Here is a 20,011-nt window from a genome sequence, read left to right as displayed (position 1 = left end):
ATCGTTCATACGCCTTGGTCATTGCCGCTCCGCTTCGCTCCGCGGCATCTTCCCTTCGGGGTATCCACTCTATCCCTTACGCGGGTACTGTGGTTAAATAAATGAGTATTATGAAAGGAGAGCAACACGCCTATCTGAAAATAAAATACACACTCGCTAGAATCTTAGCGGGTGTTATTATTGTTGTTATATTTCCTTTACTTTTACTTTTGTTAATATTGGTATCCGTAGATACATTTTCCTACGGAATTTTTGTACAAGACAGAGTGGGGCAGTATGGCAAAATTTTCAGAATATATAAGTTTAAAACCATTCGTCCTATTTCTCGTAAAATATCAAGTATAGGTGCTTTTTTAAGAAAAACTAAGTTGGATGAGCTTCCCCAATTGTTTAATATTTTGAAAGGTGAGATGAGTTTCATCGGTCCTCGTCCAGATGTGTCGGGCTATTATGACAGTCTCAAGGGAGAAGATAGAAAATTATTGATTTTAAAGCCTGGTCTTTTATCGGAGGCTAGTTTAGAATACCGAAACGAAGAGTATCTTTTGAATCAAAAAGAGAACCCATTGAAATATAACGATGAGGTTATTTTTCCGCACAAAATCAAACTAAATTTAGAGTATTTAGAGAGAGTATCACTCAAAGAGGATATTAGAGTTTTATTAAAAGCTATTATTACTTTTTTTAATAAGTAAAAAGCTTTATTTTTGTACAGTCTATACAAGATTATGAACATAAAAGAAACACCATTAAAAGACTGTTATATTATAGAGCCTACTATTTTTGAAGACGAAAGAGGCTACTTTTACGAGAAGTTTAACGAGAAAAAATTTGAGGAACTTACAGGCATGAACGGGCATTTTGTTCAAGATAATATATCTAAATCGTCTTATGGGGTTCTTAGAGGGTTGCACCTGCAGAAAGGAGAGCATGCTCAAGCCAAGCTCGTATCTTGCTTAGAAGGAAAAGTTTGGGATGTGGCGGTGGATTTAAGAGAAGATTCGCCTTCGTTTGGGAAATGGTATGGAGTGGAATTAACGGCAGAAAATAAGTTACAGTTTTACGTGCCGAGAGGTTTTGCTCACGGCTTTGCAGTGTTGAGTGAAACTGCAGTTTTTGCCTATAAATGTGATAATTTTTATAACAAAGAGTCTGAAGGAGGCGTTCTTTGGAACGATGTGGATTTAGCGATAGACTGGAAGTTAGACGAAGCCGATGTTATTCTTTCCGAAAAAGATAAAGTACAGTTGCCATTTTCTAAAAAGAATTTTTAAAAAATAAATAATGAAATCAATTATAATAACAGGAGGAGCAGGTTTTATTGGCTCTCATGTGGTAAGAGAGTTTGTGAAAAACTTGCCTAATACCAAAATAATCAATTTAGATGCTCTGACTTATGCAGGAAATCTAGAGAATTTAAAAGATATTGAAAACGAGCCTAACTATACTTTTGAAAAGGCAGATATTACCAAAGTAGAAGAGTTAAGAAAGGTATTTGAAAAACATCAGCCTGATGCGGTGGTGCATTTGGCGGCGGAGAGTCATGTGGATAGAAGTATTACCGACCCTAACGCTTTCATCAATACCAATGTGATGGGGACGGCTAATTTGTTAAATCTTTGCCGTGAATTTTGGACGCTTAATCCAGAGCATACGCACGGGAATTTCCCAGATGAACCAAGACAAAATTTATTTTATCATGTTTCTACTGATGAGGTTTATGGGGCTTTGGGCGAAACGGGCTTTTTCACCGAAGAAACGCCTTACGACCCTAAATCGCCTTACTCGGCGAGTAAAGCGGCTTCCGACCATTTGGTAAGAGCGTATGGGAACACTTACGGAATGCCTTTTATCGTGTCTAATTGTTCTAACAATTATGGTCCGAATCATTTTCCTGAGAAGTTAATCCCGCTTTGTATTTCTAATATTATCAATGAGAAACCGTTACCTATTTATGGTGATGGTAAATATACAAGAGATTGGCTGTTTGTCATAGATCATGCAAAGGCGATTTTCCAAATTTTCCACGAGGCTAAAACAGGCGAAACTTACAATATTGGCGGTTGGAACGAGTGGCAAAATATTGATTTAATTAAAGAACTTATCAAACAGATGGATGCCAAGTTAGGTCGTCCAGAAGGGTATTCTGAAAAACTGATTACTTTCGTAAAAGACCGTCCAGGGCATGACAAACGCTATGCGATAGATGCTACGAAGCTTAATGAAGATTTAGGTTGGAAACCAAGCGTTACTTTTGAAGAAGGTTTGGCTAAGACTATCGACTGGTTTTTGAATAATCAAGATTGGTTGGAGAATGTAACCAGTGGTGCTTACCAAGAATATTACAAAGAGCAGTATAAAAATTAAAACTATGAAAGGAATTATACTTGCAGGAGGTTCAGGTACAAGGCTTTACCCATTAACCATTGCGGTTAGCAAACAGCTAATGCCTGTTTATGATAAACCAATGATTTACTATCCGCTTTCTACTTTGTTGTTGGCGGGGATTAGAGAAATACTTATCATTACGACACCACACGACCAAGAAGGCTTTAAAAAACTTTTGGGGGATGGCTCACAAATCGGTTGTAGAATAGAGTACAAAGTACAGCCAAGCCCAGACGGATTGGCACAAGCCTTTATTTTGGGGGAGGAATTCATCGGTGATGATTCGGTAGCGTTGGTATTGGGCGATAATATTTTCTATGGTACAGGATTACCGCAGTTACTAAATAGTAAGACTGAAATTAAGGGAGGTTGCGTGTTTGCTTATCAAGTTTCTGATCCAGAAAGATATGGAGTAGTAGAGTTTGATTCTGAAAACAAAGCGATTTCAATTGAGGAAAAACCTGAGAATCCAAAATCGAATTATGCGGTTCCAGGGTTGTATTTCTACGATAATCAGGTGGTAGAATTTGCTAAAAATTTAAAGCCTTCACCAAGAGGCGAATTAGAAATTACGGACATCAATAAAATTTACTTAGAAAGAGGCGAGTTAGAAGTTGGAGTAATGAGCCGAGGAACAGCATGGTTAGATACAGGAACATTTGATTCTTTACATGAGGCTTCGGAGTTTGTGAAGGTTTTAGAAAAGCGTCAAGGGTTTAAAATTTCTTGTATTGAAGAAATTGCCTATAAAAAAGGCTTCATCAATAAAGAACAACTTTTGAAATCAGCGGATAAATACGGCAAAAGTGGTTATGGAGAATATTTAAGAAGAGTTTTGTAACAATTTCTTAGACAAATAAATATCAATAGGGTACATCTTTATGAGGTGTACCTTTTTATTTGTGTAAAAATCCCTAAATTTGCAGGCTTTTAATCCATTAATGTTATGAGAACTAAATCCACAGGAAAGAAAAGAATCAATGTAGTAACGCTAGGGTGTTCAAAAAATTTGTACGACTCGGAGGTGCTTATGGGGCAGCTTAAAGCCAACGGAAAAGAAGTGGTGCATGAGCAAGAGCGTGGAGATATTGTGGTAATTAACACTTGTGGATTTATAGATAATGCGAAAGAAGAATCTATCAACACAATATTAGATTATGTGGAGGCGAAGAATAGGGGCGAAGTAGAGCAAGTTTTTGTAACAGGTTGCCTTTCGGAGCGATATAAGCCAGATTTACTGAAGGAAATTCCTGATGTAGACCAATATTTTGGGATGAGGGATTTACCTATTTTACTCAAACATTTAGGAGCAGATTATAAGCACGAATTAGTAGGAGAAAGATTGACGACAACTCCCAAGCATTATGCTTACCTTAAAATATCCGAAGGCTGTGATAGACCGTGTTCATTCTGTGCTATTCCGTTGATGAGAGGGGGACATATTTCTACACCAATAGAAAAACTGGTAGAAGAAGCGAAAAAATTAGCCAAAAAAGGAACTAAAGAGCTAATTTTGATTGCACAAGATTTAACTTATTATGGTTTAGATATTTATAAGAAAAGAGCTTTAGGAGACCTTTTAAAAGAGTTGGTAAAAGTAGAAGGGATTGAGTGGATAAGGTTACATTATGCTTTCCCTACGGGATTTCCAGAGGAGGTGTTGGATATTATCAGAGAAGAGCCTAAAGTATGTAATTATATTGATATTCCGTTGCAGCATATCAATACTGATTTGCTAAAGTCTATGAAAAGAGGGACAACGCATGAAAAAACCAATGCTCTTTTAAATAAGTTTAGAGAGAAAGTGCCAAATATGGCGGTGCGTACCACTCTTATTGTAGGCTATCCAGGAGAGACGGAAGAGTGCTTCCAAGAATTAAAAAATTGGGTAAAAGAGCAAAGATTTGATAGGTTAGGTTGTTTTACTTATTCTCACGAAGAAAATACTACGGCATATCAGTTAGAGGATGATGTGCCTCAGGAGGTTAAAGAGGCTAGAGTGGAAGAAATAATGGCGTTGCAATCTCAAATTTCTTGGGAGAAAAATCAAGAGAAAGTAGGGCAGGTATTCCGTTGTATTTTTGATAGAAAAGAAGGTAATTATTTTGTAGGGAGAACCGAGTTTGACTCTCCCGATGTAGATAATACTGTATTGGTGTCGGCAGAAAATACCTATATCTCTATCGGCGAGTTTGCTAATGTTCGCATAACTTCCGCAGAGGAATATGACTTATATGGAGAGTTAGTCTAATCTTATGGTAGGGCTTGGCGATAGTGAGGGTTCGAATTGAGCGAAAGTTCAGTTTAGACCTTTAGGTAAATTTAATAAAAAAACAAAAGCGAATAACTTTTGGTGTATAAACAGGTAAGAAGTTGAACTTAGCACTTATCTCCGCATTTCGCCAAGCCGATGTTAGCTTATGTGTTAGTTTTATCTAAATAATATTAAGATTTTGAGCAATGATTTTTCCAATTTCATTTTTATGCTCATTTGATGTATAAGAACCAGAAGGATGTGGAATACCAAATACTTTAATATTATTTAAATAGCCTAAAGAAACTAATCTTTTATTAGATTTCAAAAGTATTTCATCTTGCTTAACTAATCTGTCAAAACAATCTTTTGTTCCTAAGCAAATAATACATTTAGGTTTAATAATTTCAGTAAGTAGATTTTTAGTAAATTCTATATTTTTTTTTAATACAATGTTACCATTTTTTCTTCTTAGCAAATCCTCAACATTTGGTGTGTTGAAATAAATTAAGTTCATATAAACATAGTTTTCAAAAAATGAATATTCACCAAATGATTTTTTTAACTCTTTCCAGATTTTCCAATCCTTCAAACCTTTTATTAAAGGATTGGCTTTGATAAATCTTTTTGGAGTCATTTTTCCGTCTTCAATGAGATCCCAAATAGGATTTGAATAAAGTGAACTATAGGAATATGCTTCACCTCCTGGATTTACACCTAAAAACACAACATTAGGGTTTAATTTTGGTTCAGATTGAAATGCATAAAATGACAAATCTAGTTCTTTGTTATTTTCATCAGTTGCAACATTATGTAGATATTCTACAGTTTTATATGCCCAATCAAGTAGTTTTTTATCCATAATTTTTTCTTAATATATCAGCTAATTTAATCATTTCTGTACTCTTTCATAAGTCTGAAAACAAAAATTATAAGGGTTTTGCTCATCTTTTTCGTGGCAAATTTCATCAGTTTTTAGCCATTCTTTTGGGTTGATTTTTGGGAAAAAGGTATCTGCCTTTAGAGTGGTATCCACCAAAGTTACTTCCAGTCGGTCAGCTTGGTCTATGGTCTGCTCATAAATGCTACCACCACCAATGATGAAAATATTTTCGTCTATTTTCTTGGCAAATTTAATAGCTTCCTTTAAAGTACCAACAATTAGAATACCCTCTTCAAACCAATCATTTTTTTGACTAACTACAATGTTGGTTCTATTGGGAAGAGGTTTCCCGATGCTCTCGTAGGTTTTCCGCCCCATAATTATAGGGTGTCCTGAGGTTAAATTTTTAAAGTGTTTTAAATCTTTAGGTAAATGCCAAAGAAGCTGATTATTAGCACCTATTCCGTTATTTTTACCCATTGCTACTATGATGGTAGTCATTTTGTACTATTTTCTGACAAATTTAGCACATAATTTGTATACTAGGAGCAGATTTAATTTAAAATTATGAACAATAAAGGATGTATGAGTGCTAGTACTATTTTTATAGCACTAGGTGTTATTTTGGTAGGGCTTTTCTTTTGGGGAAAGTCAGGTTATAATACTTTTGTAGAGAAAGACCAAGAAGTAAATTCTAAATGGTCTAATGTAGAAACGGTTTACCAGAAAAGAGCTAACTTAATCCCTAACTTGGAAAGAACGGTAAAATCTTATGCTCAGTTTGAAAAAGAAACTCTAACAGGAGTGATTGAAGCTCGTTCTAAAGCCACTTCGGTAACTATAGACCCTACTAATATGACGGAGGCTGATTTAGCAAGGTTTCAGTCGGCACAAGGGGAATTGAGCGGAGCGTTGAGCCGTCTAATGGCTGTGGTAGAGCAGTATCCTAATTTGAAGGCAGACCAGCAATATACCAATTTCCAAAGAGAATATATAGCAATAGAGAATAGCATTAGAGCAGAAACGGTTTATTTTAACGAGGCGGTAAAGGAGTATAATAATACTATTAAAACTTTTCCTAATAATATTTTAGCTAATTTTACTAACTTTAGAGACAAGCCTTATTTCCGTTCCGAAGTAGGAGCAGAAAAAGCTCCAGAAGTTTTCAAATAATGGTTAAAGATTATCTTACAGAAGAACAACAGGCTTCCCTTGTGGAAGCCATTAAAATAGCTGAAGGTTTCTCCACGGGGGAGATTAGAGTTCATATAGATACCCAAACGGAGCTTCATCACGCTAAGAGAGCTTTTGAGGTGTTTCAATTGTTAGGTATGCAAAATACGAGACACAGAAATGCTGTGTTATTCCATATTAACTTTGATAATAAATATCTTACGATTATAGGTGATGAGGGCATTCATAAAAAGGTGAAACAAGAGTTTTGGGACGGATTGCACGATGAAATTACCGCCTCATTTGCTCAAGGTAAATATTATTCAGGGGTGAAGGAAGCTATTTTAAAGGCAGGTCAAGAACTCAAAAAATATTTTCCTATAGAAGGACAAAATCATAACGAATTACCGAATGAGATTACATTCTCTTAAAATATTTTTACTTCTATCTTTTATTTGGTTTGGAAATCTTGTAGCTCAGTATCAAATTCCTAAAAAGCCAAGTGTACTTTATCCAGTTTACGATGAGGTAAGCTTACTTTCTGTCCAAGAGAAGCAACAGCTTAACCAAAAACTGATAGCCTTTGCGGATTCTACTTCTACCGAGATAATGGTCATTATTATCCCAACAACTAAGGGTGAAGATATTAACTATGTGGCTACAATGTTTGGGCAACAGTGGGAAATAGGTCAAAAAAAAGTAGATAATGGGGTAGTTTTTCTTATAGCTACGGAAGATAAGAAGGTGTCTATACAGCAGGGGCGTGCAGTGGAGCAATATCTTACAGCTTCCACAGCGGGACAAATTATAGATTATCTTGTAGTACCTCGTTTTAAAAGAGGTGCTTGGTACGAAGGTATAGATTACGGAACAACTGCGATTATAGAAGCTGTACAAGGTAAGTTTAAACCTATTCCCAAGTCTGAAGGAAATAGCGGATTGGTAAGGGGTATCATTATTTTTATTATAGTAGTATTCATTCTACTTATGTTTTCTGGTAGTGATTCTAATGGGAGAGGTGGTTATGATGATGAAGATGTAATGATTACAAGAAGAGGGAGACGCTCTTATTCTGGAGGATTCTTTCCTTTCCCTGGAAGTGGTTTTGGCGGTGGTTCTAGTAGTGGCGGCGGTTTTGGTGGTGGCGGTAGCTTTGGTGGCGGTGGAGCTAGTGGTGGTTGGTAGTTGCTAACTTAAATTTTTAGATTACGTTTTAACAGATTTGTTTTAAATTCTAGGAGCTAGAAAGTGTTTTGTTTTCAGTGTAACATTTTTTAGTATCTTTGAGGTTAGAACAAATTATCGTTATGAAATTTAATAAAAATTATTGGCTAGCTCTGTTAGTAGTAGGATTATTACCTGCTCAAAAGCAAAAGTTTACAATGAGTGAAGCTGTCAATGGGCTTCGTTCTAATTTGGCGATTAAGAATTTACCTCAATTACAGTGGGCAAAAGATGGTTCAGGGTATATTCATTCAGTTAAGAATGCCTATATGATTACAGAGTATCCATCAATGAAGTCAGATACTTTAATTTCTCTTTATCAAATCAACCAAAATTTAACAGGAGGTAGAAAATTATTTGGTTTTCCTAATCTCAATTTCATCAATAATAATACAGCTTATTTTTCTCAAAACAATACTTATTATTTGTTGGATAAAAAAGATAATGGCTGGAATATTAAAGAGTGGGAGCGTTTACCAGAGGATGCAGATAATATTACACTTTTATCAGATAATTCCACTTTTGTTTATACAGTTAAGAACAATCTTTATTGGCAAAAAAATGGACAAGCGTTTGCAATTACTGATGAAAAGAATGAAAATATCATTAGCGGACAATCAGTTCATCGTAATGAGTTTGGGATAGATGGAGGGATTTTCTCTGCTTCCGATAATTCTCTGATTGCATTTTATAGAGTGGACCAAACGATGGTGAATGATTATCCTGTGATAGATTGGTCGGTTACGCCTGCAAAAAATCATAATATTAAATATCCTATGGCGGGCGGTACTTCTCACCAAGTGAGTTTAGGAGTTTATGATGTAAAATCTAAAAAAACTCATTTTCTAAATATAGAAGGAGATAAAGAGCAATATTTAACGGCAGTTTCGTGGAGTCCAGATGCTAAATATATTTTTGTAGGTGTTCTCAATAGAGACCAAAATCACCTCAAAATGAATCAATATGACGCTAAAACAGGAGTGTTTACCAAAACTCTTTTTGAGGAAAAAAGTGATAAATATGTAGAGCCACAGCACTCGTTGGTATTCTTCCCTAATTCTAATACAGATTTTATTTGGCAGAGCCAAAGAACGGGATATAATCATTTGTTTCACTATCATTTGACTAAAGGTTTGGTTGGTCAAATTACAGAAGGCGATTGGTTAGTGAGTGATATTCTAGGGTTTAATGCTAAGAAAAATGAAATTTATATAGAAGCAACTAAAGAAACTCCTTTAGAAAAACATTTGTATAAGGTTAATTGGCACAATAAGAAAATGGTGCGTCTTTCCAAGTCGGCAGGTGTTCATAGGGGATTGCTTAATCCTTCTGGAACTGCTTTGTTAGATAGCTATTCTAACGCAACTACGCCAAGAAAAATAGAGGTCATCAATACCAATACAATGGCGTCTAGTACTTTGTTGTCTGCGGATAATACTTTGGAGGGATACCTTCGTCCAGAGGTTAAAAATGTAACTTTAAAAGCAGATGATGGTACGCCTCTTTATGGAAAGTTGATTTTGCCAACTTCATTTAATCCAAATAAAAAATATCCTGTTATTGTTTATTTATATAATGGTCCACATCTTCAGTTGATTACTAATTCTTTCCCTGCCAGTGGCAATCTTTGGTACGAATATTTAGCACAGAGGGATTATGTGGTCTTTACTATGGACGGTAGAGGTTCGTCTAATAGAGGTCTAAAGTTTGAGTCGGCACCATTTCGTCAGCTAGGAACTGTGGAAATGAACGACCAACTAAAAGGGGTAGATTATTTAAAATCATTACCTTTTGTAGATGCTGAAAGAATGGGCGTTCATGGTTGGAGTTTCGGAGGATTTATGACGACAAGTTTAATGCTTCGTCACCCAGAGGTTTTTAAAGTAGGCGTGGCAGGAGGTCCTGTGATAGACTGGAAGATGTATGAAATTATGTACACAGAGCGTTATATGGATACACCACAGCAAAACCCAGAAGGCTATGCACAAGCTAATCTACTAGATAAGGTACAAAATCTTAAAGGGAATTTACTCTTGATACACGGAGCTCAGGATGATGTAGTGGTATGGCAACATACGATTGATTTCTTGAAAGCAGCAGTTGATAAAGGGGTGCAATTGGATTATTTTGTCTATCCAGGTCATGCTCATAATGTGCTAGGTAAAGATAGGGTGCATCTAATGCAAAAGGTTACAGATTATTTTGATGCTCATTTGAAAAATAATAAAAATTAAATCTAAAGGCTCTAGGATTAAATATCTTAGGGCTTTTTGATTAAAAAGTGGAACCAAAGATGAAAGTTATTATTTCAGGAGGGACAGGTTTTGTGGGGAAGCATCTTACCGAATATCTTCTCTCAAAGGGATATGAGATTTTTGTTTTAACTAGAAGGCTACCACCTCATAATCCACAGGGTAATTTGCGTTATTTTGAATGGAATCCTCAGTTAAAAACTTTTGATAAAAAACCTTTTGAAATGGCAGATGCTATCATCAACCTCGCAGGGGCAGGTATTGCAGATGAACGCTGGACTACTCAAAGGAAAGAAATACTCGTCAATAGTAGAATCAATGCTAATGAGACAATAATAAAAGCTCTGCGGGAAGTGGATAATCGTATTACGACGGTCATTAGTACTTCAGCAATAGGTTGGTATGGGTTAGAAATTTCTAATGATTTAATTTGTGCGGAAGATATGCCTGCCGCGGAAGATTTTTTAGCACAATTATGCCAAAAGTGGGAAGACTCTATAAAGCCAGTCAAAGATTTAGGGAAAAGATTGTGTATTCTAAGAACAGGTATTGTTTTAGGGGCGGACGGAGGAGCTTATCCTAAAATGACTCAACCTTTAAATTTTGGTATTAAACCTCTACTTGGAAATGGTAAACAAATGATGAGTTGGATTCATATCAAAGACCATTGTGCTATTTATCATCACTTATTGGAGAACGAAGTGGAAGGTGTTTTTAATTCGGTGGCACCTAATCCTGTAACACAAAATGAATTTTTAAATCAAGTTCAAAAATCTAAGAAGAAGTATAGTCTGCCTTTAAAAGTTCCTAAATTTTTATTAGAATGATGCTAGGCGAACTATCGGATATGCTAACCTCCAGTGCTAAAGTTTCCTCACAGAAGATAGAACAAGCAGGATATAAATTTAGATATCCTAATATAAAATATGCCGTTGAAGATTTAGAAAAATAATCTAATTCTTAGTAATGATTTCTGCGGCTTTCTCACTAGCACCTTTTCCTCCTAGTTTTTCTTTAAGAATTTTATAGTCAGAAAGAAGACTAGTTCTATTTTCATTAAGTATCAGCTTGAGTTCTTTAACAAGATTAGACGTATTGAGTTCATTTTGAATGAGTTCTTTAACCACTTCCTTATCCATAATTAAATTAACGAGGGAAATGTATTTAATATGTTTAATAAGGCGTTTGGCGATTTCGTAGGAGATTTTACTTCCACGATAGCAAACCACTTCTGGGACTTCTAATAAGGCGGTTTCCAAAGTAGCCGTGCCAGAGGTTACGAGGGCCGCATCGGAGCATCGGAGAAGGTCATAGGTTTTATTAGAAATAAAGCTAACTTCCTTATCTACATAACTTTCGTAAAAAGATTTAGGCAAACTAGGTGCTCCTGCGATTACAAACTGATAGTCTTTAAATTCACTCCTCACAGAAAGCATTATAGAAAGCATTTTTTTTACTTCTTGTTCTCTAGAACCAGGTAAAAGAGCAATGATTTTTTTATCACTTAATTGATGTTCTTTTTTAAAAGCCTGAATGTCAATCGGAGGTAAATCAGATAAAGCATCTAAAAGTGGATGACCAACAAAATGAGCTTCTATCTGATGTTTTTTATAAAAATCTTTTTCAAATGGTAGGATAACAAGCATCTCATCTACATATTTTTTTATGATGTTTACTCTGCTTTCCTTCCATGCCCAAAGTTGAGGGGAAATGTAGTAAACTACTCTAATACCCAGCTTTTTTGCAAATTTGGCAATTCTAAGGTTAAAGCCAGGATAATCTACAAGGATTAAAACGTCAGGGCAAAAATTACGGATGTCCTCTTTACAGAATTTAATATTTCTGAGAATAGTACCTAAGTTTTGAATAACCTCCACAAACCCCATAAATGCTAAATCTCTGTAGTGCTTTACCAAAGTGCCACCTTGTTGCTCCATTAAATCGCCACCCCAAAATCTAAAAGTAGCATTAGGGTCTTTTTGTTTTAGAGCTTTCATAAGGTTGCTTCCGTGCAAATCACCAGAGGCTTCTCCTGCTATAATGTAGTATTTCATTTTAATCCTTTTCTAATGAGATATAGAGTTTATGAAATATAGGAAGAAAATAGCTAACCTACGATACAGTATCTTCCTTTTTTCTTGAAGTTATATTATTAGGAAATCCAGCAACTCCACCACTTACCGCAAATTTCATAGCATCAGCGGCGTTGATATTTTCTAATAATTTTACATTTTTACTTTCTACTAAAACTACCCAACCAGAGACGGCGTAAGAATGCGGAAGATAGACAGACACATGCTCCTGAAGTCCCATGATAGAAACTTCTTTTTGAGTAAGAAAGCCTACTCTCCAAACTTCTGGGGAGTCGTTAGTTTTGATGAGTACAGGTATGTTAAATTTCTTTTTATCTCCAACAAAAGAAGACATCACATCTTTTAAAGAAGTGTAGATAAATTTGATACCTGGCGTATGTTCAAGTAGATAATCTATGCTATCTACTAAGATTCTCCCTAATAGAAATTTATTACCGAGCCAGCCTATAAGTGCCGTGCTGCTGATTACCAATATAAAGATAAGTCCTGGGAATTTCTCGGCAATGGAAGGTATAATGTTGTCTATGCTAGAAACAATATACCAAATAATCCATACCGTTGCCGCTACAGGACCGATAATGACTAATCCTTGCAAAAAAGAACGAAGGAAGAGTCCAAGATAATCGTTTAAGTTTTTATTCATTATCTTTTAGAGAGCTACTAGATTGTCTTTTCTCTTCGTTTCTTGGTATTTTGTGTCCAGGTCTAGTCCATTTAGGATTTTCTCCTAGAGCTGTGTATTGGCTATTTTCTTTGTCCACTACCTCTCTTTTGGCGTGTTTTTCAAAAGGTTGTTGAGGTTTTATTCCCAAAAGATTAAATAAGGTTTTGTCCTCGTTAATATCAGGATTAGGAGTGGTTAATAGTTTATCTCCTGCAAAAATAGAGTTGGCACCGGCAAAGAAACAAAGTGCTTGTCCCTCCTTGGAGAATTCAGTTCTTCCTGCAGAAAGTCTTACTTGAGTTTTAGGTAGAACAATTCTAGCAGTAGCTACCATTCTTACAAACTCAAAAATATTTACAGGTTCTTGGTCTTCCATAGGCGTTCCTTCTACGGCAACCAAAGCATTGATTGGAACACTTTCTGGTTGTGGCGTCATATTAGCTAAAACTTTTAACATTCCACAGCGGTCTTCCACACTTTCTCCCATACCGATAATTCCTCCAGAACAAAGGGTGATGGAAGTTTTTCTTACATTATTGATGGTTTCTAATCGGTCTTCAAAAGCACGGGTAGAAATCACTTCTTTATAATATTCTTCCGAGCTGTCTATGTTGTGATTGTAGGCATATAAACCTGCTTCTTCTAGCCTTTTAGCTTGGTTTTCAGTAAGCATTCCCAGGGTGCAACATACTTCCATATCTAGTTTAGTTACCTCTCTTACCATATCTAATATATGCTCAAAGTCAGGACCGTCTTTAACATTTCTCCACGCTGCCCCTAGACATACTCTAGAAATACCATTTTGCTTGGCTCTTAAGGCTTGAGCTTTCACTTGATTTACAGGTAACATCTCGTGGATTTTAACCTCTGTGTGGTATCTTGCCGCTTGAGGGCAATAACCACAATCTTCTGGGCAACCTCCTGTTTTTACAGAAATGAGCGAGGATACTTGTATTTTATTAGGGTCGTGGTGTTGGCGATGAACCTCTGCTGCACGATAAATCAAGTCAAAGAAAGGTAAGTTATAAATATCTAAAATCTCTTGGGTTGTCCAGTTTTTTTGCATTTTAAATCCAATTTAATAAGTCTCAAAAATAAGTATTTTTCTGTTAGGAAAGGCTAGTAAAGTCTAGCTTCTATTCTTTTTTTAGAAAAGCGTCCCAGCCTTGTGCGGTAAGTGGTGTGAGCTGTTCGCTTCCTCTTAGTACCAAATAATTACCATGTTCTAGCTCTGTAGCATGACCAATAATAGTAAAATCTGGGTGGTTTCTTATCTTTTCATAATCGTTTGGAGAAATGGTGAATAAGAGTTCATAGTCTTCGCCACCGTTAAGGGCTGCCATTGCAGGGTTTAGATTAAACTCATCTGCCGTAGTTATGGTAAGAGTATCCATAGGGATTTTCTCTTCGTACAGCCTAAAACCTACTTTGCTTTGGTCAGACAAGTGCAGAATCTCCGAAGCCAGTCCGTCAGAAATATCTATCATTGAGGTTGGAGTGATGTCCAATTCGGTTAAAGTCTTTTTGATATCTGTTCTCGCTTCGGGCTTTAGTTGGCGTTCTAGGATATAGTCGTAGCCTTCCATTTCGGGTTGCATATTAGGATTGGTTAAGTACACCGAATGTTCTCGTTCTAGAATTTGCAGCCCCATATATGCACCACCTAAATCTCCTGTAACTACTAATAAGTCGCTAGGTTTAGCACCGCTTCGTTTGGCTAATTCATTTTCGTTTGCGAGTCCTACGGCTGTAATGCTCAATATAAGCCCTGCTTGGGAGCTGGTAGTATCACCACCTACAAGGTCCACATTGTAGCGTTCGCAAGCTAAAGCGATGCCTGCATAGATTTCGTCAAAAGCCTCTACAGGAAAACGGTTGGAAGCCGCCACAGAAACTAATATTTGTGTAGGTGTAGCATTCATAGCGGCAATATCACTTAGATTGACTACAACAGCCTTATAACCTAGGTGCTTTAGCGGAACATAACCTAAATTAAAATGTACGCCTTCTGCTAAAACATCGGTAGAAATAACTACTTTTTTGTTTTCTGGATTGATGATGGTAGTATCATCTCCCACACCTAGCTCCGAAGAGGTGTTTTTTAAACTAAATTTATCAGTTAAATGTTTTATCAGTCCAAACTCTCCTAACTGAGAGACGGGAGTAAGTGCCATTTTCTTTTCTTCTAACATAATGAAGTTTAAAAATTAAGATTGAAAAACAGAAGGGTCTATATTTTCTGGTCTGAAAGGAAGATTTTTGATGTCTTCTCTACTTAGTGTTTTGGTGTTTTCTGTTTTATAAGGTGCCAGACTTACCAAAATATCATCAGGTGGCGTAGTAGTTTTTCGTAGCATAGTGTCTATCCATACGCCCACTACTTCCGAAGTTGCACAATGGGTGCCGTCAGGCAGATAAAACTTGTGAGTAAAAGCATAGATACTCGCATCTTCTGACACGCCCGAAACCTCCAGCGAAACATAAACGGTTTGGTCTGCGTAAATTTCTTTAAAAAACGAATACTTTTCGTGAAGAAGTACAGGACCAATTCCCCAACGATTAAGCTGTGCTAATCCCATTTTGTGCTGGTTCATAAAAGCCATTCTCGTTTGGGCACAATACTGCACATAGGCGGAGTTGGCAAGGTGTCTGTTGGCATCTATATCGCTCCAACGCACTTCAAATTTATGGTAGAATACTGACATTTCTATTTTTTTAAGGTCAAAGGTAAGAAAATTTAAAGTAAAATAGTCTTTAGCAATACTTCGTATAATAAAGTATTTAACGGTACAACTACTATGTTATATTTACTTTAAAGTTTTTGAATTGTAATAAGCTCTATATTTGCATAGGTTACTTCTTCTTTTTCAACATTATAATCAATACGGTTAATGTATATCGTTATGCGGTAGCCCTCAAGGTTTTTTGTGAACGCCATTTCTTCTACTTCGCCTGAAGGAGTGTTTTTAGCAAACTCAGTAATATCTAGTGCAAAACTTACCTCTTTATCATCTAGGCTTATAAGTAGGCTGCTATTTATTATTTTTAATAGTTTGTTTTCTATTGTTAGTTCGGTATTATTGCCATATTCAGTACTTAGAATCCAACCCTTACCATCAAAAGGTATTGCTTGTGTTCTAGCTGTTAAACTGAAATATTTATATTCACTACCTCTTTCAGTAATGCTTCCTGTTTCATCATTTATAGTGGTGAAGTCGTCATATTCTACAAAAGAAGGGAACTCTTTGTTTAGGTTTTTAATATGTTTTTCATCAAGGTATTGTGCTAGTTCATCTTTTGCATTTCGGTTAATTAAGTACCTTCCTGCATCACTAATTTCATAAAGAACAGAACGCTTTATCACTTTATTAAAATTGATTTTGCCATTTACGAGCAGTCCGTTTTCGGACAATACCTGATGTAAACGGTTTAGTTGACTTCTTTTAGCTACCGAAAATACATTGAAGTAAGGGAAAATTAACGCAAAGATTAAAAATGCCATCAAACTTTTAGGAATGAACGATATGGAAGTCTTCTTTCTAAAAATGAAATAAAAGGTGCATAAGGTAATCCATACAGCCATTAAAAGGACAAAATATCTAGATTCGGTAACTCCATAATCGAACAAACGAGTGAAAATCGCTACAAATAGCAATACTAACATTGGTACAAGCGAGAAGTAAAATATTTTGGAGAACCATTTAACCCAAGATTTACTGTTTTCATTTTTTAGTGGATGTACCAAAAGCAATGCGAATATCCCTACCAAAGAATAGCTAATCACAGTGATAGATACCAAGCCTTTAGGGAGTTCCCATAAGAAAATAATCTTGGCAGCATACAGGTACATAATCACTAAATAGATGAACAGAAGTGGAATAAGTATGTATTGGGTAAAGAATTTGAGTGCGATAGGGAACTCTGTTACAGTACTAGTGCGTTCTTCTTCTCTGCTTCTTTCTTCAAAAAGAAGGAAAATAATGGTATTCCCAAAAATGGATATGCCAGAAAATAAGATAGGATATATTTTGTAATTATCATTGATGCCAAATAAACTATTAAAAATACTGATGGCTGAAAGAATTCCAGCCGCTAGAACACCACTAAAAATAGAGGACAGTATGAAGTTAACAAACAAATTTTTGTTATAGTTCCAAAAGGAGTATTCATTTTTAACCTTTGGTAAAAAAGGAGCTACCGAAATAAATAAATGGATAATTGCGGCCACAATAATAACTATAAATTTAAAGGTCTCAAACTGAGAGCTGAATTTGTTTTCACCATTGGGGAAAATAGCGTAATATCCCACTAATAGCACTACGCCCAAGATATTAAGAATCCACTTTTTACCGATAACATCACTTAGCTTTTTTATAGAAAAGAATAAGCCTATCCCCGTGGCAGAAACAAAGGCAATAACCGTCATATTATAAACAAAATCGGACTTTGTATCCCATATAGTAGTTGTAACGATGGCAATATAAGAAATGAGTGCCGAAAGTAGTACCATTGGGTAGTTGGCAACTACTTTCTTTAAATTTTTGAGAGCGTTATTAAGTAGTTTCATAATTAGATTAAATTAGATAACAAATGTATTGTTTTTGTTTGTAATGGCAAAGTCTGATAATTCACAGGTTTGTTACTGACGAATTTAATCTGTATTTTTGAGGAAAATTCACAGAAGATGTTATTTACAGGGCAAGTACTCAAGATGTCTGCACAGTTGGCAGAACCTATCCAATATTACCTTAATCTATCTAATGATTTACTGCACATCAACGCTTTATTTAACCGCAGGCTGAGTATAAAGCATATAGGATTTCAGTGTGTGGAATGTGGAAGTGATGAGCCTGTGTATCAAATGGGGTTTTGTAAAAAATGCTTTTTCGAAAGCCCTTACGCTAGTGAAACTATCCTAAAGCCCGAACTTTCTAAAGCCCACCTAGATATAGAAGAAAGAGATATAGAAGTGGAACGGAAAATACAGCTACAACCTCATTTGGTTTATTTGGCTTATACGGGGGAGGTTAAAGTTGGGGTTACCAGACAAACACAAGTGCCTACTAGATGGATAGACCAAGGAGCAACAAAGGCTCTTCCCATAGCGAAGGCCAAAAACCGCTACGAAGCAGGAGTTATAGAAGTGGCTCTTAAAAACCATTTATCCGATAAAACCAACTGGCGAAAAATGCTCTCTGATGATGGGACTAGCGAAGTGGATTTGTTTGCGTTAAGAGAGGAAGTAGTTGATTTATTCCCAAAAGAAAGTCAAAAGTTTGTGGTAGAGTCTGAACTTTATAGTTTAAAGTATCCTTATACGCCCTTAGAAAAAATTACTTCTATAAATTTAAGTAAGACAAAAGAATATCAAGGGGTTTTAAAAGGAGTTAAAGGGCAGTACTTAGCATTTGAAGATGGTGGCGTGATGAATGTCCGTTCCCACGAGGGCTATGTGGTAGAGCTTGAAGTAAAAGATTAGCTTAGAAAAAGGGTTAAAAAATAAAGTGTCGTCTTCAGTATGAAAGCAACCGAGTTGTATTTCTTATGATACGACTGTTTTTATCTGCCATTTTGTCATAATAATTAGTATATTTGCGGATTAGATTATCCTGTGGGTAATATTTAATGGTTAATACAATAGACTATGCAAGAGAAATATATAGACGAAAGTCGTCAGGGAGAGGCTTACGCCATAGCAGAAAAGGAAGGTAACTCTAAGAAACTTTTTTTAGAAAGTTATGGTTGCCAAATGAATTTTTCTGATAGCGAAATCGTGGCTTCTATTTTAAATGATGAAGGCTACAATACCACTCTAAAGGTAGAAGAAGCAGATTTAATTTTGCTTAACACTTGCTCTATCAGAGAAAAAGCAGAGCAAACAGTAAGAATGCGTTTGTCTCAATTCAAGAATTTGAAAAAAGAAAAACCAAGTCTTACGGTGGGGGTTTTGGGCTGTATGGCAGAAAGGCTTAAAACCAAATTTTTAGAAGAGGAGCAACTGGTAGATTTGGTAGTTGGTCCTGACGCATACAGGGATTTGCCTAATCTACTTAAAGAAACCGAAGACGGTAGAGATGCTATCAATGTGATTCTTTCTAAGGAAGAGACTTATGCCGACATCAATCCTGTGAGGTTAGGTGGCAATGGAGTTACGGCTTTTGTAACCATTACTAGAGGTTGCGATAATATGTGTACCTTCTGTGTGGTGCCTTTCACTCGAGGAAGAGAAAGGAGTAGAGACCCACATTCTATTATCAAAGAATGCCAAGAATTATGGGATAGCGGCTATAAGGAAATTACTCTACTAGGGCAGAATGTAGATTCTTACCTTTGGTACGGTGGCGGTCCTAAAAAAGACTTTGATAAAGCCACAGAGATGCAAAAAGCTACAGCGGTAGACTTCTCTCAACTCTTAGAGATGGTCGCAAAGACAGTACCAGAGATGCGTATCAGATTTTCTACTTCTAACCCTCAAGATATGAGTTTAGAGGTGTTTAGGAAAATGGCTCAGTATCCTAATATTTGTAAGTATGTGCATTTGCCTGTTCAGACGGGAAGCAACAAAATGCTAGAACTAATGAACAGACAGCATACTAGAGAAGAATATCTAGAGCTTATTAGAGAGGCAAGAAAAATAGTGCCTGATGTAGCTTTTTCTCAAGATATGATAGTAGGCTTCTGTAATGAAACGGAAGAAGACCATCAAGATACCCTGTCTCTTATGAAAGAGGTGGAGTATGATTACGGTTATATGTTCGCTTATTCAGAAAGACCAGGGACGCCTGCTCATAAAAAAATGGAAGACAATGTCCCGGCGGAGGTTAAAAAACGCCGTTTGCAGGAAGTTATAGATTTGCAGGGAGAGCTTTCTAGAAAGAGAATGAAAGGTTATGTAGGGCGTCATCACGAAATCCTGATAGAAGGAGAAAGTAAAAAGGATAAAAACCAATGGAAAGGAAGAAACTCCCAAAATGCGGTTTGTGTGTTTGATAAGAAAGAAGGGCAGAAGGTAGGAGACATAGTTTCTGTTTTTGTCTATGATAATACGCAAGGCACACTTTTGGGGAGAGTGGACTAAGT

General features: G+C 36.2%; 21 protein-coding genes. 13 read left to right on the top strand and 8 right to left on the bottom strand.

Annotation, left to right across the window (positions count from 1 at the left end):
- The first annotated feature begins 110 nt into the window (after window positions 1–110).
- From GXW81_RS09440 to rimO, 5 genes are all read left to right on the top strand, one after another.
- Window positions 111–695, top strand: a complete 585-nt coding sequence (locus GXW81_RS09440) for a sugar transferase (protein WP_161532121.1) — start codon at window positions 111–113, stop codon at window positions 693–695.
- A gap of 33 nt (window positions 696–728) precedes the next feature.
- The gene (rfbC, locus tag GXW81_RS09435) at window positions 729–1,274 is read left to right on the top strand and encodes a dTDP-4-dehydrorhamnose 3,5-epimerase (protein WP_161532120.1); all 546 of its coding nucleotides are present in this window, start codon (window positions 729–731) and stop codon (window positions 1,272–1,274) included.
- Between the two features lie 10 nt (window positions 1,275–1,284).
- Window positions 1,285–2,367 carry a dTDP-glucose 4,6-dehydratase gene (rfbB, locus tag GXW81_RS09430; protein ID WP_161532119.1) on the top strand — a complete coding sequence of 361 codons (1,083 nt, stop codon included), beginning with the start codon at window positions 1,285–1,287 and terminating at the stop codon, window positions 2,365–2,367.
- 4 nt (window positions 2,368–2,371) lie between these two features.
- On the top strand, window positions 2,372–3,229 hold the full coding sequence (gene rfbA / locus GXW81_RS09425) for a glucose-1-phosphate thymidylyltransferase RfbA (RefSeq protein WP_161532118.1): 858 nt from the start codon (window positions 2,372–2,374) through the stop codon (window positions 3,227–3,229).
- 105 nt (window positions 3,230–3,334) lie between these two features.
- Window positions 3,335–4,639 carry a 30S ribosomal protein S12 methylthiotransferase RimO gene (gene rimO, locus GXW81_RS09420; RefSeq protein WP_161532117.1) on the top strand — a complete coding sequence of 435 codons (1,305 nt, stop codon included), beginning with the start codon at window positions 3,335–3,337 and terminating at the stop codon, window positions 4,637–4,639.
- A 184-nt stretch (window positions 4,640–4,823) separates the two neighbouring features.
- Here the strand turns inward: rimO and GXW81_RS09415 are convergent, their stop codons facing one another.
- Both GXW81_RS09415 and GXW81_RS09410 read right to left on the bottom strand, forming a co-directional pair.
- Window positions 4,824–5,504, bottom strand: coding sequence for a hypothetical protein (locus GXW81_RS09415; protein WP_161532116.1), 681 nt, complete (start codon window positions 5,502–5,504; stop codon window positions 4,824–4,826).
- Window positions 5,505–5,534: 30 nt separating this feature from the next.
- A complete protein-coding gene (locus tag GXW81_RS09410; RefSeq protein WP_161532115.1) occupies window positions 5,535–6,026 on the bottom strand; it encodes a dihydrofolate reductase in 492 nt (163 codons plus the stop codon).
- Window positions 6,027–6,092: 66 nt separating this feature from the next.
- Between GXW81_RS09410 and GXW81_RS09405 the strand changes: the two genes are divergently transcribed.
- The 6 genes from GXW81_RS09405 to GXW81_RS10570 all read left to right on the top strand — a co-directional run bounded on the left by GXW81_RS09405 (window position 6,093) and on the right by GXW81_RS10570 (window position 11,126).
- A complete protein-coding gene (locus GXW81_RS09405) occupies window positions 6,093–6,698 on the top strand; it encodes a LemA family protein (RefSeq protein WP_161532114.1) in 606 nt (201 codons plus the stop codon).
- Complete coding sequence (locus tag GXW81_RS09400) at window positions 6,698–7,129, top strand: TPM domain-containing protein (protein ID WP_161532113.1); 432 nt, start codon at window positions 6,698–6,700, stop codon at window positions 7,127–7,129. The genes GXW81_RS09405 and GXW81_RS09400 overlap by 1 nt, the downstream gene beginning before the upstream one ends.
- On the top strand, window positions 7,110–7,883 hold the full coding sequence (locus GXW81_RS09395; protein ID WP_161532112.1) for a YgcG family protein: 774 nt from the start codon (window positions 7,110–7,112) through the stop codon (window positions 7,881–7,883). The genes GXW81_RS09400 and GXW81_RS09395 overlap by 20 nt, the downstream gene beginning before the upstream one ends.
- A 122-nt stretch (window positions 7,884–8,005) precedes the next feature.
- Window positions 8,006–10,156 (top strand): S9 family peptidase, encoded by a 2,151-nt coding sequence (locus GXW81_RS09390; RefSeq protein WP_161532111.1) that lies wholly within the window; start codon window positions 8,006–8,008, stop codon window positions 10,154–10,156.
- A 59-nt stretch (window positions 10,157–10,215) separates the two neighbouring features.
- Window positions 10,216–11,001: a TIGR01777 family oxidoreductase gene (locus tag GXW81_RS09385; protein WP_260393590.1), complete on the top strand. Its 786-nt coding sequence runs from the start codon at window positions 10,216–10,218 to the stop codon at window positions 10,999–11,001.
- Window positions 10,998–11,126 (top strand): DUF1731 domain-containing protein, encoded by a 129-nt coding sequence (locus GXW81_RS10570; RefSeq protein ID WP_260393588.1) that lies wholly within the window; start codon window positions 10,998–11,000, stop codon window positions 11,124–11,126. The genes GXW81_RS09385 and GXW81_RS10570 overlap by 4 nt, the downstream gene beginning before the upstream one ends.
- A gap of 1 nt (window position 11,127) precedes the next feature.
- On the opposite strand, the gene lpxB is transcribed toward GXW81_RS10570, so the two are convergent.
- The 6 genes from lpxB to GXW81_RS09355 form a co-directional block, all read right to left on the bottom strand.
- Complete coding sequence (gene lpxB / locus GXW81_RS09380; protein WP_161532110.1) at window positions 11,128–12,228, bottom strand: lipid-A-disaccharide synthase; 1,101 nt, start codon at window positions 12,226–12,228, stop codon at window positions 11,128–11,130.
- 58 nt (window positions 12,229–12,286) lie between these two features.
- Entirely contained in the window at window positions 12,287–12,910 is a 624-nt protein-coding gene (locus tag GXW81_RS09375) for a DUF502 domain-containing protein (protein WP_109475193.1), read from the bottom strand.
- Window positions 12,903–13,997: a biotin synthase BioB gene (gene bioB / locus GXW81_RS09370; protein WP_161532109.1), complete on the bottom strand. Its 1,095-nt coding sequence runs from the start codon at window positions 13,995–13,997 to the stop codon at window positions 12,903–12,905. The genes GXW81_RS09375 and bioB overlap by 8 nt, the downstream gene beginning before the upstream one ends.
- Window positions 13,998–14,067: 70 nt before the next feature.
- Complete coding sequence (gene thiL / locus GXW81_RS09365; RefSeq protein WP_161532108.1) at window positions 14,068–15,123, bottom strand: thiamine-phosphate kinase; 1,056 nt, start codon at window positions 15,121–15,123, stop codon at window positions 14,068–14,070.
- 15 nt (window positions 15,124–15,138) lie between these two features.
- Entirely contained in the window at window positions 15,139–15,636 is a 498-nt protein-coding gene (locus tag GXW81_RS09360; protein ID WP_014937600.1) for a thioesterase family protein, read from the bottom strand.
- A gap of 107 nt (window positions 15,637–15,743) precedes the next feature.
- Window positions 15,744–17,498, bottom strand: coding sequence for a DUF4153 domain-containing protein (locus GXW81_RS09355; RefSeq protein ID WP_161532107.1), 1,755 nt, complete (start codon window positions 17,496–17,498; stop codon window positions 15,744–15,746).
- 117 nt (window positions 17,499–17,615) lie between these two features.
- Between GXW81_RS09355 and GXW81_RS09350 the strand changes: the two genes are divergently transcribed.
- Together GXW81_RS09350 and miaB are read left to right on the top strand one after the other, a co-directional pair.
- Window positions 17,616–18,410: a DUF2797 domain-containing protein gene (locus GXW81_RS09350; RefSeq protein ID WP_161532106.1), complete on the top strand. Its 795-nt coding sequence runs from the start codon at window positions 17,616–17,618 to the stop codon at window positions 18,408–18,410.
- Between the two features lie 165 nt (window positions 18,411–18,575).
- On the top strand, window positions 18,576–20,009 hold the full coding sequence (gene miaB, locus GXW81_RS09345; protein ID WP_161532105.1) for a tRNA (N6-isopentenyl adenosine(37)-C2)-methylthiotransferase MiaB: 1,434 nt from the start codon (window positions 18,576–18,578) through the stop codon (window positions 20,007–20,009).
- Window positions 20,010–20,011 lie beyond the last annotated feature (2 nt).

This window comes from Riemerella anatipestifer (assembly GCF_009932355.1).
In the GTDB taxonomy this organism is placed as follows: domain Bacteria; phylum Bacteroidota; class Bacteroidia; order Flavobacteriales; family Weeksellaceae; genus Riemerella; species Riemerella anatipestifer_E.
The sequence above is the reverse complement of the archived record's forward strand: the minus strand, read 5'-3'. Positions and strand labels throughout refer to the sequence as shown.